8 protein-coding genes are annotated in these 13,120 nt (G+C 52.0%); 4 read left to right on the forward strand and 4 right to left on the reverse strand.

What is annotated here, in order from left to right; translation table 11 throughout:
• Window positions 1-23 precede the first annotated feature (23 nt).
• Window positions 24-3,002: a protein kinase domain-containing protein gene (locus SH527x_RS02245; RefSeq protein WP_437193030.1), complete on the reverse strand. Its 2,979-nt coding sequence runs from the start codon at window positions 3,000-3,002 to the stop codon at window positions 24-26.
• Between the two features lie 663 nt (window positions 3,003-3,665).
• On the opposite strand from SH527x_RS02245, the gene SH527x_RS02250 reads away from it, so the two are divergent.
• Entirely contained in the window at window positions 3,666-4,385 is a 720-nt protein-coding gene (locus tag SH527x_RS02250; protein WP_437193031.1) for a metallophosphoesterase family protein, read from the forward strand.
• A 136-nt stretch (window positions 4,386-4,521) separates the two neighbouring features.
• On the opposite strand, the gene SH527x_RS02255 is transcribed toward SH527x_RS02250, so the two are convergent.
• The 3 genes from SH527x_RS02255 to SH527x_RS02265 form a co-directional block, all read right to left on the reverse strand.
• Window positions 4,522-6,069 carry an FAD-dependent oxidoreductase gene (locus SH527x_RS02255; protein WP_437193032.1) on the reverse strand — a complete coding sequence of 516 codons (1,548 nt, stop codon included), beginning with the start codon at window positions 6,067-6,069 and terminating at the stop codon, window positions 4,522-4,524.
• A gap of 675 nt (window positions 6,070-6,744) precedes the next feature.
• On the reverse strand, window positions 6,745-7,293 hold the full coding sequence (locus SH527x_RS02260; protein ID WP_437193033.1) for a cupin domain-containing protein: 549 nt from the start codon (window positions 7,291-7,293) through the stop codon (window positions 6,745-6,747).
• A 311-nt stretch (window positions 7,294-7,604) separates the two neighbouring features.
• Window positions 7,605-8,693 carry a DUF6268 family outer membrane beta-barrel protein gene (locus SH527x_RS02265; RefSeq protein WP_437193034.1) on the reverse strand — a complete coding sequence of 363 codons (1,089 nt, stop codon included), beginning with the start codon at window positions 8,691-8,693 and terminating at the stop codon, window positions 7,605-7,607.
• A 446-nt stretch (window positions 8,694-9,139) separates the two neighbouring features.
• On the opposite strand from SH527x_RS02265, the gene fhcD reads away from it, so the two are divergent.
• From fhcD to SH527x_RS02280, 3 genes are all read left to right on the forward strand, one after another.
• Window positions 9,140-10,075, forward strand: coding sequence for a formylmethanofuran--tetrahydromethanopterin N-formyltransferase (gene fhcD, locus SH527x_RS02270; RefSeq protein ID WP_437194572.1), 936 nt, complete (start codon window positions 9,140-9,142; stop codon window positions 10,073-10,075).
• On the forward strand, window positions 10,072-12,036 hold the full coding sequence (locus SH527x_RS02275; RefSeq protein WP_437193035.1) for a hypothetical protein: 1,965 nt from the start codon (window positions 10,072-10,074) through the stop codon (window positions 12,034-12,036). Before fhcD ends, SH527x_RS02275 begins: the two co-directional genes overlap by 4 nt.
• A gap of 72 nt (window positions 12,037-12,108) precedes the next feature.
• A complete protein-coding gene (locus SH527x_RS02280) occupies window positions 12,109-13,062 on the forward strand; it encodes an aldo/keto reductase (protein ID WP_437193036.1) in 954 nt (317 codons plus the stop codon).
• Window positions 13,063-13,120 lie beyond the last annotated feature (58 nt).

The raw sequence follows: 13,120 nt of genomic DNA on the forward strand, positions 1-13,120 counted from the left end.
ACCGGGAAGGACTGGGCAGAGAATCAGTCCACCATGATTTCCGGTTCCTCGCCAAGCTCACGCGGCAGGTGGCTCGACTGCCAGTCGACCCCTGCGTTTTTCAGGTTACTCGACGCGCCGATTGCCGGGTTGTCGTCCCCTGCCCTGAGTTCCATTTCATGTGGTTCCAAGGTGCTCCATCGGTTCAGTTCGATCTTCTCTAATGGAACCAGCAGGTTGACATCTGGGGAAATGTGAGCGTTGGTTAAGCCCAATTGTTCGGCGGACAGTTCGCGACCATTTTCCAGAAGAAGAGACGTTGAGGAATCAATCAGGCACAGCGGCCCAGTCATCTGGAAGAAGCTGCGGTTTCTGGTTGTTTCAATCTCCAGAGCTTCTCGGAGTTGAGCATCTTCGTCTCGACTGGCCAGTTCAATCAACGGCTGACCATCGTGGTCAATTCGCACCACTACGCTGTTGAGGTCGAGTCGGATCTGGGGGATGGTTCCATGCTCGCCGGATGTCGCGTTGATCAGTCCGCCACCGAGAAGCATTGTTGTCTGATCCAGTTTCAGAACGACTTCACGTTGAGAGTCGTCCTGTGTGCTGATCATGTACGAGTTCGAACCATCAAACTTGAACATCCAGCCTGAGATTGCGACAGCGGTGTTTCGTAGTGTGATTTCGAGTGGATCAATTGCTTCCTGCGTCAGAAAATCGTACTGACCGCGAACAAACGTATCGTTCATTTCGATCCGGTTCGGACGGATCATCATCCGTTCCGGCATCGTGTCCGCAAGGTCTTCGGATTCGACTTTTGGAAGTGAAACAACCGTCGCAGGCTGATTGAACGGATTCACCAAGGTCAAAGTGACGCCGTTCGTGGTGAGTTGCGATCCTTTCACAAGAGAAAAGAGCGACCATTCCACAATGGAGGCCGGATCGACCTGCATTTCAATGTCGACGTTGGAAAGCTCGAGCGTACCACGGCTGAGGAGAAAGACCTCCAAGCTATGGTTCGATGCTCCCATCAACGGCTGACCGGTCAAATCAATCTTCAACTGCGGACGGTACTCTTTCCCCGCTTTCACTGGGGGAGCAGGTCGGATCAGAAGTTTTTTGTCGGCAATGGTCAACGGTTCCTGCAGGACCAATGGCAGTGATGTGTCCTGAATCTCGATGACCCAACCGTCTTTCGCAATCGCGACTGCGGATGCGAGCGTGGATCTCGGGAAACGCTCTTCTGTCTCGGAATTGATTGCCACGAATGGTTCCGTGACAGCCGGTGGAATCGCTGGCTGCGCTGGTTGCTGCTTCGGATCAGTTGGCATCGCAGGAGCATTGATGCCGCCGTTGGTGGCGCTGTTGCTGCCTGGTGTGATTGGCTGAGTCGAGGCCGGAGCGCTGCCGATCATCGAGCCAGTGCCCGATTCCTTCGTTCCATTCCCGCCTAACGCTGGAACAGCTGACGTGCCTGGAGCAATGGAAGGAGATTGCCCGACCCGGTCCAGCGTCGGGACGAACTGATTGACAAATGGCCGGTCCAGCATCTCTGATGGATTGTGGAGTCGAAACTCAGGGAGCTTGATCTTGTCGGTGAAGCCAGCCGTTCCGGAGGGCTGGGATGTCCCTGACGGTTGCAGTCCACCCATTGTCGGTTCGTTCGCAGCGACAAGTGGATCGGCATCTCCGATCGGAGGGACAGGAATCGACTGCATGGTCTCGGTGGGGACTGGAGCCGCTGTCACTCGGCCATCCGTTGCGGTTGCGTCCGGATTTTGATTCAGCTGAGGAATACTGTTGGCAGTCTCACCGAGTTCTGTTTTGGTGATTTGAACCGGTGTTGTGCGATTTGTGAGCCGCATCCGATCAGCGAAGACCAGCAGTACAAGCAGAAGTGCGACGGCCGCCCAGGTTGGCGCTCCGTCCCAGCGAGTTCGCTCGCGCCGACTCGGGATGGCTGTCCAGATCACGGTGTTCGGCTGAGCTGGTTCGAGCCCGAGTGACTGTGCAATCGGGATCAGGTCTGCAATCAGCTCGTTTGGTGTTGAATAACGCTCGTCAGGGTTCGCCGCCATCATCTTCTGGACGACTTTGGAAAACTGAGGGCTGATTCCAGAGGCACGCTGAGCCGGATCCGGTGGGACCGGTCGATGGTGGTTCATCACCTTTTCGAACATGGTGCCTGTCGGATAAGGAGGCGCACCTGTCAGCATGTGATAAAGGCTGCATCCCAACGAATAGATATCGCTTCGGACGTCGACATTTCTGGCGTCCATCGCCTGTTCTGGTGCAATGTAATCAAAGGTCCCCAGTGCGGTCCCTGCAACCGTCAGGTCGCGTGACTCCTGGGAATCCATATTGCGTGCGAGTCCCAGATCAACGAGCTTGGCCTGACCCGTCGGGGAGACAATGATGTTCGAGGGTTTGATGTCCCGGTGAACAACATTTGCGGCATGCGTTTGTTGCAGCGCTTCTGCAATCTGCAGGGTGTAATTCACTGCCAGTTCAGGGGAGAGCTTTCCCTTCTGACTGATCAGAGTACGAATGTTGATTCCGGTGACGAACTCAAACGCAATGAAGTGAACGGACGCTTCAGACCCGGTGTAGAACACGCGGGCGATATTGTCGTGGTCGAGTCGAGCTGCGGCGCGAGCTTCATTCTGAAATCGGTGAACAGCGTCGGGATCGTTCGAGTGCTCTGGCGACAGCACCTTTAGGGCAACGACTCGATCGAGGCGTTTGTCGATTGCTCGAAAGACAGCTCCCATCCCTCCTCGACCGATGCGTTCTTCAAGGATGAAGTGCCCGAGTTCGAGTCCGGCAACTGGTGGGAGAACTCCTGAATCGCTTGCTGAACGAGGTGGAAACAGACGTTCGTTGAGCCCGATCACTTGCTTTCGCTGTGATGACGGGTCAGTTGCATCTGACGACGGCGCGTGGCTTGCGTGCGGCAACGGTCGAACAAACGTCAACCCTTGCACACTCGATCCGCCAGTTTCGTGGAACCTCAATTCAGACATGATTTCCGCCGTAAGAAGGCGACATACCTCTGTTCTTATGAACCCGAGTCAGCACATTTTGGTTCTTACAAAATGCCTTCAGTTTCAAGAAAATTCCCAAATCAGTGCGCATCACTATGAATCAATGGCACTGACGCACGTCAAATCGATCCATCCTTCAGCCAATTATCAGACTGAAATTCTGCTGGAAAAAGTCTTTGAATCAGAACTTGGGATCTTAACCCCAATTCTAGTTCCACTTTCTGGAGGTCAGGTGAATTCTAGTCGTCAGAGAACGAATATTCACAAATTGATGGTGTTTCAACGTCGGGAGAAATTGTCCCAAGATGTATCGTCGATTCGACAAACGAGTTATGGCGATCGTGTGAAGTTTGGTGTCAATTGAAATTTGACGAGATCAAAGACGTGATGAGATGATTTTAATGTGGAAAGATCGGTAAGCCAGTGGAGAATCTTGCTGAATTCTCCAGTGTCTCGAATTTGAGTTTGGAATCGGTTGATTCGGGAAAGGACTTCCGACCAGTTTGCTTTAGAACCATCCAGTCGACATAGACGAGCTGCGACGGTCGTATGAAACTCCGCAGTTGAACTGGATTCTCAATTTTCTGTCACTTACCATGAATCCCATTCGTCAGTCTCGATCTATTTCAGGTTCGCAATTCCATGCGAATTTTAGTTATTGCCGATATTCATTCGAATTGGGCGGCTCTGCAGTCGATCCCGGATGATTACGACCGGTGCGTCGTCTTGGGGGATATTGTTGATTACGGGACCGATCCACTCCCCTGCCTCGATTGGGTGAGACGAAATGCGGATGTATGTGTGCGTGGGAATCATGACCATGCGATTGCACAATACATTGCTGCTACCGGAACAACTGGGTTCAGGCGCTTGGCCGGAGTCACTCGCCCTCAACACTGGGATCTGTTGAATTCACGGCATCTCAAGTTTCTTGGTCGACTCCCGGTGACGGCTTATTTCCGCGAGAGTGACTTACGACTTTTTCTGTTGCACGCCACTCCTCGCGATCCGATGGACGAGTATCTCACGAATGATGCGGAAGGCTGGCGACAACGGCTCACCGACATCGATGCTGATATCGTCTGCGTCGGGCATTCTCATATGCCGTTCCATCTGGAACTGGATGGAATTCAGGTCTTAAACCCCGGTAGCGTTGGTCAACCGCGAGACGGCGACTGGCGCGCGAGTTATGCCATCATCGAAGACGGTCAGGTGAGTTTACACCGGATGGAATACGATCTCGATGCTGCAATTCAACAGATGCGGACCACAGGCATTCCAAGCTGGGCGATCGGCCTCAATGCTGCTGTCCTGCGAAGCGGCGGCGTGCTCTCCAAAGAAGAGATGGCCTCTTACGTTTAACTATTTCGCCCTTTTGTCTGGCGGTTCAACACCTGACAGATCGGCTGCCCCATCTAACAAGTCATCCTCGTGACGACCTGCGGGAGATCATGACGAGGATGACTGACTGTGCCTGGTTGTGACTGCCTGAAATTGCTTATGGAGTTTCTTTCATCTTGTGAACATCGGAGAGTGCAACTTCCGCTGGTCCACTGACCACCTCTCCGGTCATGCTGAAACGCGAGCCGTGGCATGGGCAATCCCACGTCTGCTCTGCGTTGTTCCATCGCACGAGGCAGCCCATGTGGGTGCAGGCAGCTGAGCACATATGGAGTTCGCCGTTGTTATCTCGGGCACACGCAACGTTCTCCCCTTCGATTTTGAGCACTTTGCCGCTTCCGTTTGGAATCGATGAAAGGGCTCCGCCTTTTGGAGGCATGAGGAGGTCGCGAATGAAGTAGAACGGGTAGTCCATGTTCTCAGTGAGGTATTCCCAGGTTCCTCCCCAGAATTTTTTGCGGTGGACCATAAACAGATCGGCCCAAGGATTGGGACGTTCGAATACATAGTCGACGGCCATCATGGCTGCGAGCGTTCCGAAAGTCAGACCGTTGCCGGCGAATCCAGTGGCGATGAACTGGTGCTTCGCGAACTCCCCGATGAATGGGAGCCGGTCATTACTTTCAACGACTTCTCCTGACCAGCGATAATCGACGGGGTCGTGGGCGACCATTTCATCCAGCAGATCTTCCATCTCCTTGAAAGATCGTTCGGTGTCGGTTTGCTGACCAGTTTTATGGTCTCCCCCTCCGAGGTAAACTCGGTCCTTTTCTTTTCCTGCATCGACTCGCAGATAAGAATAAGGATCTCGGGTGTCCCAGAATAGCGCTTCGGGAAGTAGCCCTTTATTAATTTCGGCACTCACTACATATGTCATATATGAGTAGAGTTTCGAACGGAACAAATTGATCGGAATAAATCCGGCCGATCCTTCCAAAGGGATATGGGTGGCAATAATCACTTTTTGCGTGCGGATGCTCTTCCCATTTATTTGAACGACCGGATGGTCATCTGTATTCGAATCCTGGATGATTTGGGAGACTTCAGAATGTTCAAAGACATCAGAGCCATCTCCGGGAATCAGACTGGCAAGATGTCGAATATACTTAATCGGATGGAATCGGCCTTGATCTGCGAAGCGTGCACCGGGAAGACCAAAACCCGGCACATTGGGGATAAATGATGCTTCGAAACCAAGTTCTCGTGCGTTGATAAAGTCTCGCTCAATAAAGAATTCATCCTTCGTCTTTTTGCGGAAGTCACCAACGAGATACCCGGGAAGTCTCTTGAAGCCGCAGTCGATGTTGAGATCCTCCACCAGCTTCTCAATTATCGCAATTGCTGCGAGCCCCCCCTTCCAGACCAGTTCGGTAATATCATTGCCAAACTTATTTACAAGAACATGGAAGCGAGCATCAGTAGCATATGCCAGGTGAGCGGAAGTGTGCCCAGTCTCTCCGCAGCCGATCGTGTGTTTCTCAACAAGGCAGACGCGTTTTCCGGATTGCTTTAACAGAAACGCGGTGCTCACACCGGTGATTCCGCCACCGATGACGATGACATCGTACTGATTCCCTGAGCGAACTTTAGGAAACTCTGGTGGAGAACTCTCGTTTGCGGCTAGCCAGAATGATTGAGTGGTCATGGTCGTGTTCCTTCTGAAGTTGTCTGCGACCAACTCGTCTCTTCATCTCATCTGTTCGCTGACAACATTTCCTGTGGGGGCGTGATGGAAATTGCATTGATCTCATTCAGGTCTGTTCGTTTGATGACGACGTTTGGTAGAGACTCAACGCTATCTCTGGTGTTCTTTCTCTCAATTGATTACCTGAACTCTCGAACTGCTGATTCGATATATCTCAAGATTCAAGAGCAGGCATTGGAACTTGAATTGCAAGGCACATCCTCATCCTCGTTGCACTGCTCTTCATCACACTTCGCGGTGGGCTCATCCTGCAATTTCCAACCATGAGCTCCTGCTGAGGTGACTGGCGTGTGGGATGGTGGATCACTTGCTGGAAAAGATTCATCACTGGCTTCATCAATGATTTCAGTTGACGATCTTGGCGAATCCATCTCCTCTGGAACGACTCCAGTTTTCGAATGATCGCCTTCTGTCGGCTCCGTAACTTGAGTTGCCATTGGACTGTACTCCTATTGCACTGGGAGTCACTGTTTGAACGCATTGCGTGACATTCACAGTGTTTCCGATATTGATTATGTAAACGGTGACATCACTGTGGCGAAAACGATGCCTGTGATGTGTTATGCAATTATGAGGCCATTGCAGTTTTGTTTGTGTGAACTTACGAAGTTGTCATTATTTCAGATGCTCCTGACATGTCGCCCAAAGGTCAGTAATCGGACCGTACTTTCCATAGAGCGGATCAATGCCGGGGAGTGGGATTTCTTTAATCCGCCGGTCGGCTGCAGGTCGATCCGACAGCGCCCCTTTTAAGATGTCTGCTTCGCGTCCATTGGAGTACGCACCCGCGATCTTGAATTTGCTGCTGCTGTCCATACAGCGAAGTGGAACGCCTGCCGGGATCACAACTGCGTCTCCCGTGGCGATTTGCAATTCTTCACCATGTCTGGGGCCGCCGATCAGTAAGTCAGCAGAGCCTGCAGCGACGCCAATCACTTTGTGTGATGTGCTGTGATAGTGGTGGTAAGGCAAAATGCTGTTTTGACTGAATGGAGTCCAGTCATTTGACGAAAATCGTAATTTAAAGAGTTCGGCAAGCTCATGTTCATCAATGGGACTGATCGCTTGGCGATAGACCAGCACAGGGAACTTGCTGTTCGGGTATCTTCCATCATCGCTGACATGGAGCAACGAAGGAGAAATGGGCTGTAATGTGAGAAGCATATTCGCCTCTCCTTAGTCGTGATGAATCACGTTTAAAGCACAGCCCGCTGTTCCATCATACCACTAAAAAAAGCATGTCCATTAGCAATTTTGGTGATTGCCCACCAATGGAGAGATTCACGCTTTTGTCAAAACCGAAGAATGGAACGGTGAGGTCACGAGAAGTTGACTTCCGTTCCGCCACGCTGATCTCATGGCGCTCAGGTCGGTCGAGCATGAGTTCCTCACGACCCATAAAGAAGCAGACAAGCGTGACATTGGAACGCAGGTTTCACGATTTTTGAACGCTGTGAAACGAAGTTCAAGCAGGCTTAGTAGAGGCGGCCCCATTGAAACAAGATCGAGTCTTTGACTCGTTCGCTACCTGGCCCGTGTTCGAAAGAGATCTTTCGATTGAAGACATATCCTAATTCGAAAACTCGGCGGCTCCCGGAGATCTCCTGAGTTTCGACACCACAAACCCAGCGAAGGTCACGATACCCGAACTGATCCTGTTGATTGAATTCGCGTTCGATGGCCCATGAGTTGCCTCCAACCTCACCAGCGGTATAGATCCACGATTGTTTCTCGTCCGCATCGTCAAATCGCCATGCGAGTCGCGGACGAGGGACCAACAGGTCGAGTTCAAGGCTATCGGTAATTGACCACTTCAGACCTGCGATGGGAATAAACGGCATGTCCGGGCGATCGAGATAAGACAACCCGGCGACCAGTTTGGTGTCTGAATCTGCCTGAAATGTCAGGAGACCTCCAGCGACGAGTCGGAAGCTGTCGCTGCTCTTGTTCTGAAAGTCTGTAGAGAATGTCGGTGCAACGCTGAAGTTCACTCCCCAGGCGTTCCCAATTTTTCGTGCGTAATTGAGTTCCACTCCGAGATCATAGGTTTGGGCATCGACAGCGGCCGTTGTTGGGCCGCTTAAAAAATTCCAGCCAAAGAACCCTGCCAGCCACCATGGGCCTTCGTTTCGTTCGAAGTCAAACTTGAAGCCAAGCGAGGTGACCCCGAAGTCCGTCCCTAAGCGAGGAATCACCACCGTATCGTCTCTGACATCTTTCCAGAGCAGCAAATGGTCGTCGATGTGATCATTCAACCACGTTGGCTCTGCTTGAATCTGAGACGTTTCGAATGAAAAAATCGGTGGACGCAAGTCAATCAGCGAGTCCCCGGCGGTTTCAACCGTACTGACGGATGGCTTGCTCGGGGTTCGTGGTTGAGTCGGGGTCAGTTCGATGATCTCTTCGTCGGCAAACTCTGGCTCGACTTGTGGATCTTCTTCGAAGGAGGGAAGAAAGCTCGGGGACTCTGGGGCGAAGAGGCTGCTTGCACTTTCGAAAGGATCGTCAGGCAATGGGTCAAACGCCCGATTCGGGTGATCCGCTTGAACAATGGTGCTTCTCATCAGAAAGCACGCAATGAGAAACAAGCAACGCATGGATGTGACGTAACCCGTGAATGTGCAACAGTCTGCAGTGTGTCATCCATTGAGACATCACAGCAGGGAGGAGGGAAGGATTGCGATGGGAATGGATTTGTCTGGAGGTTGATCAGCGGGATGTCTTTTACCTCGAAGTTCTCAAACGGGTCAATCTGAAGACGTCAACAATCCCCATTTGATCTCTTTCGAAAATGGCATGTTGGAGACATCTCCAGGGGATATGTATCTGAGAAATGCCAACTCGGCGATCAGTTCTTTTGAGCCGTCGAATTGTTTACGGACCCTGCTTCGGCGGAAACTGCCGGTTTGTGCCTGTGCTCTATGTTGCAGTGCTCGTTACGACAGTGAACCATGCTGGATGTGGTGGGGTTGAAACTGGCGATGATGAATGGGAGTGGTATGATGTGAACATGCCTAAGAATCCTGACGGACCCTCGCACTCTGAAAATTGCTTTCTTCTCTCAGGAGTTGAGATTGCGGACACGTTCGCAGAGGCGTTTGGGATCAAAGGGACCAGGCTAATCGTGACCGCTGCTTCTGTACGCTGGGCCGAGATTGCAGCCACGGAATTCTGTGGAAATGCGACAAGCGTGATCGCCTGCGAAATTGAAGCAGCAATCGAGCGTCGACTTGGGCCTGAAGAGACGCCGGACGGCCGGCCGGGAGTCTCCATTCTTGCGTTTGCATTCAGTCGCGACGGATTGGCGAAAGCTCTGCAAAATCGCGTAGGACAATGCATCCTCACATGTGCCACGACAGCCTGTTATAACGGGCTGACAGATTGTCCCTCGGACAAGCAGATTCCTTTAGGCAATGCGTTGCGGTACTTCGGCGACGGGTTACAGATCTCGAAGCAACTGAGGGATCGTCGATACTGGCGAATTCCAGTCATGGATGGCGAGTTTCTGTGTGAAGACACCTTGGGAACCGTGAATGCAATTGCCGGTGGAAATCTGATTCTTTGTGGACGCTCTCAGCGGGAGGCGCTCGAGGCTTCCGAAGTTGCCTTTGAGGCGATGCGTCAGGTTTCGAATGTTGTCATGCCCTTCCCCGGCGGAATTGTTCGGTCTGGCAGTAAAGTCGGGGCGAAGTATGCTGGAATGAAGGCGAGCACCAACGATGCGTTCTGTCCGACCGTGATGCCTTTGCGAGAGACAGAACTCCCTGCCGGTTGTGCTGCGGCATATGAGATTGTTATTGATGGCTTAACTGAAGTGGACGTGCGAACTGCGATGCGGGTTGGACTTCATGCAGCAGTCCAGTCTCCAGGTTTGCTTCGGGTTTCGGCGGGCAATTATGGCGGCCGATTAGGAAAATATCACTTTCATCTACGTGACTTGTTGTGAACTCAAATCCGTCTCGCGATTCGATCTCTGGTGACATTCTCTCTTCGCAACTGGTCAGTTGGGCCAGTCTGCTGATGATCTTCGTCTCAATGTCGATCATCACTGCCAGATTGTGCGATGCCCCTCCTCTTCGAAGTGCAAATGACCGCTCGCGCTGGTGTACCGTCTGGTCACTCGTCGAACGGAATACGTATCAGATTGACGAAATTCGAAAGCGCCCGGGCTGGGACTCGATCGATATCGTGCGACATGACGGACATTTCTATTCGTCGAAACCTGCGCTTTTGCCAAGAATGGTGGCCGAGCTCTATCGAGGGATCAAAGCGATCACCGGATGGACTTTGACTGAACAGACCGAGCTGGTCACACGAACGATTCTTCTTCTGATCAACATCATCCCGATGGCGATCGCACTGATCATCTGGAATCGCCTGATTCGCGATGAGTGCAGCAATCCTGTCGGGCAACTTCTACTCTGTGCCATCTCCTGTTTTGGAACAATGGTGTTGCCGTTTCTGACGGTGTTCAACAATCACAATGTCGCCACATCTTCATTTCTGATTGCGATTCCACTTGCAGTTCGCAGTCTCAATCCTGCGACTCGCACATGGTGGCGACTGGCGTTGTGCGGAGCATTGGCCGCATTCGGAGTCTGCAATGAATTGCCAGCTGCGATGTTGGGAGTTGGGCTGTTTGTCGTCCTTGTGATGGCTGCCCCGAAGAAGACACTCGGCTTCTTTGTGCCTGCCGCTCTGGTTCCATTGATTGCATTCTTCGCTGCGAATTACGAAGCGACTGGAAGCTGGAAACCGTTCTATTCTGCGTATGGAACAGAAACCTACAACTTCGTTCATGAAGGCGTTCCGAGTTATTGGTCCAGTCCCAAAGGGATCGACAATCCTCGCGATTCAACTCTGACATATCTGTTTCACTGTACGATTGGGCATCATGGAATTCTGTCTCTTTCGCCCATCTTCCTGCTGACATTGATTGGCTGGTGTCTGCCGGCAACGTATCGCAACGAACGCCTACGCTGGTTTCAGATGATGGGCGTTGTGATGACGCTGATCACGCTCGTCTTCTTCCTGTCACGAACACAGAACTACAACTACAGCGGCGTCTCAGTCGCATTACGCTGGGTCTTATGGCTGACGCCGTTCTGGTTGTTGGCGATGGTGCCGGTCATGAATGCCTGGGCGACCTTGCGAGCGTTTCGAGGGACGTCTTTAGTGTTGCTGTGCGTCTCGACGTTTTCAGCCTGGTATCCAAACAACTCTCCCTGGACCCAGAACTGGATCTATCGTCAGATGGAGCTGGCGAAGTGGATCGACTACTCCGACCCACGGCCGATGTTTCAGAAGAAGCATCTCAGCTGGATTGGGACATTGCCGATCGGCGAGTTGAATGCCGACTACTGGATTCGATACGAATCGACGACTCCAACTGGAGAAGTGGAACAACTGGAATTGAAGGACGGCGGGCCAGCCAGCGACGGGGTCCGCAAGCTGATTGTGAGGCACCTGCGAAGCGGTGGTGAGGTGACTTCAGAGGTGACATACCTGATTGATGTCGCGAAGTTCGGCTCAGGTGGAGTCGTTCAGGATTTTCTGCTGGGCCGAATGGATGGCACTGAATTATCGCCAACGGACGTGTTCTTCTTCCGTGGAATGCCGCGTCAGATGTTCTACGTTGGCTCGCGAATTCGTTACGAAAAGACTGGCCTGAGATCAGATGCCATTCGCGCGTTTATCGGCTTCACAAATGTGGTTGAGAAACGTGATGGTGGAGAATCTTTGCGCATCAGCCGCGACGTTTGGTTCTCTGAAGAGGTTCCGTTTGGAACCTTGAAATGGGAAGAACGTGTGACCGCTGTTGGTTCAGGCACCGAACTCAGCCGCCGTGTCTGGACGGCTGTTGCCGTTGGGGAATATTTCGACCGGGTTGAGCCTATCCCGTTCTAGTTTCGAACTATTGGTTGTCCGATGTGAACAATCAAACCGATCTGACAAGCCGTTTCGGAGACGAGTGAAGAGATGAACAAGAAGACTCTCGGACGTTCAGGAATTTCCGTTGCCCCATTGGCTTTGGGAGGAAATGTTTTCGGGTGGACAATCGACGAGAAGACCTCTTTTCAAGTACTTGATGCGTTTGTCGATTCTGGATTTGATCTGATCGACACGGCAAACATGTATTCCACCTGGGTGCCTGGGCATCAGGGGGGAGAGTCTGAGACGATCATCGGAAAGTGGTTCAAGGCGACTGGAAAACGGGACAAAGTGACTTTGGCAACCAAGGTTGGTTTGCAGATGGACGATGGCTCAATGGGACTGAAACGGGATTACATCTTGAGATCAGTGGAGGACTCGCTGGAACGATTGCAGACGGATCGGATCGATCTCTATCAAGCACATCAGGATGATCCCGAAACGCCGTTAGACGAAACACTGGAAGCATTTGACTTGCTGGTCAGACAGGGCAAAGTCAGAGCCATTGGAGCCTCGAACTATTCTGCAGATCGATTGAAAGCGGCACTCGACGTCAGCGAAGCCGCGAATCTGGCGTCTTACGTGACCTTGCAGCCAGAGTATAATCTGTATGACCGTCAGGGTTTTGAAGAAGCCTTGGAACCGTTGTGCCTCGAACGTGGAGTCGGAGTCATCGGTTACTACTCACTCGCAAGTGGCTTTTTGACCGGGAAGTATCGATCCGAAGCAGACCTTGGAAAGAGTGTTCGTGGCGGCGGGATTGGTCCCAAGTATCTCAATGATCGCGGATTCAAGATCCTGAATGCACTCGATGAAGTCGCAATGCACCATCAAACAGTTCCTGCTGTGATTGCACTGGCGTGGTTGATTCAACGCAAGAGTGTCACAGCTCCAATTGTGAGTGCGACGAGCGTTGAGCAGCTGTCAGAGATTGTGAAGTCAGCAGCGATCACACTGACCGCTGACGAGGTCTCACTGCTGGATCAGGCCAGTGCTTATTAAGACTGTTTCAGTGAGTTGAAGTGATTGACACTGAATCGAATTAAAAAGAGCCGCATCT

This window comes from Planctomicrobium limosum (assembly GCF_051465645.1).
Taxonomy (GTDB): domain Bacteria; phylum Planctomycetota; class Planctomycetia; order Planctomycetales; family Planctomycetaceae; genus Planctomicrobium.

Bases quoted from the DNA above. Each gene is read 5' to 3' on its own strand.
- SH527x_RS02245 (WP_437193030.1), bottom strand. From the start codon at position 3,002: ATGTCTGAATTGAGGTTCCACGAAACTGGCGGATCGAGTGTGCAAGGG.
- SH527x_RS02250 (WP_437193031.1), top strand. From the start codon at position 3,666: ATGCGAATTTTAGTTATTGCCGATATTCATTCGAATTGGGCGGCTCTG.
- SH527x_RS02255 (WP_437193032.1), bottom strand. From the start codon at position 6,069: ATGACCACTCAATCATTCTGGCTAGCCGCAAACGAGAGTTCTCCACCA.
- SH527x_RS02260 (WP_437193033.1), bottom strand. From the start codon at position 7,293: ATGCTTCTCACATTACAGCCCATTTCTCCTTCGTTGCTCCATGTCAGC.
- SH527x_RS02265 (WP_437193034.1), bottom strand. From the start codon at position 8,693: ATGAGAAGCACCATTGTTCAAGCGGATCACCCGAATCGGGCGTTTGAC.
- fhcD (WP_437194572.1), top strand. From the start codon at position 9,140: ATGCCTAAGAATCCTGACGGACCCTCGCACTCTGAAAATTGCTTTCTT.
- SH527x_RS02280 (WP_437193036.1), top strand. From the start codon at position 12,109: ATGAACAAGAAGACTCTCGGACGTTCAGGAATTTCCGTTGCCCCATTG.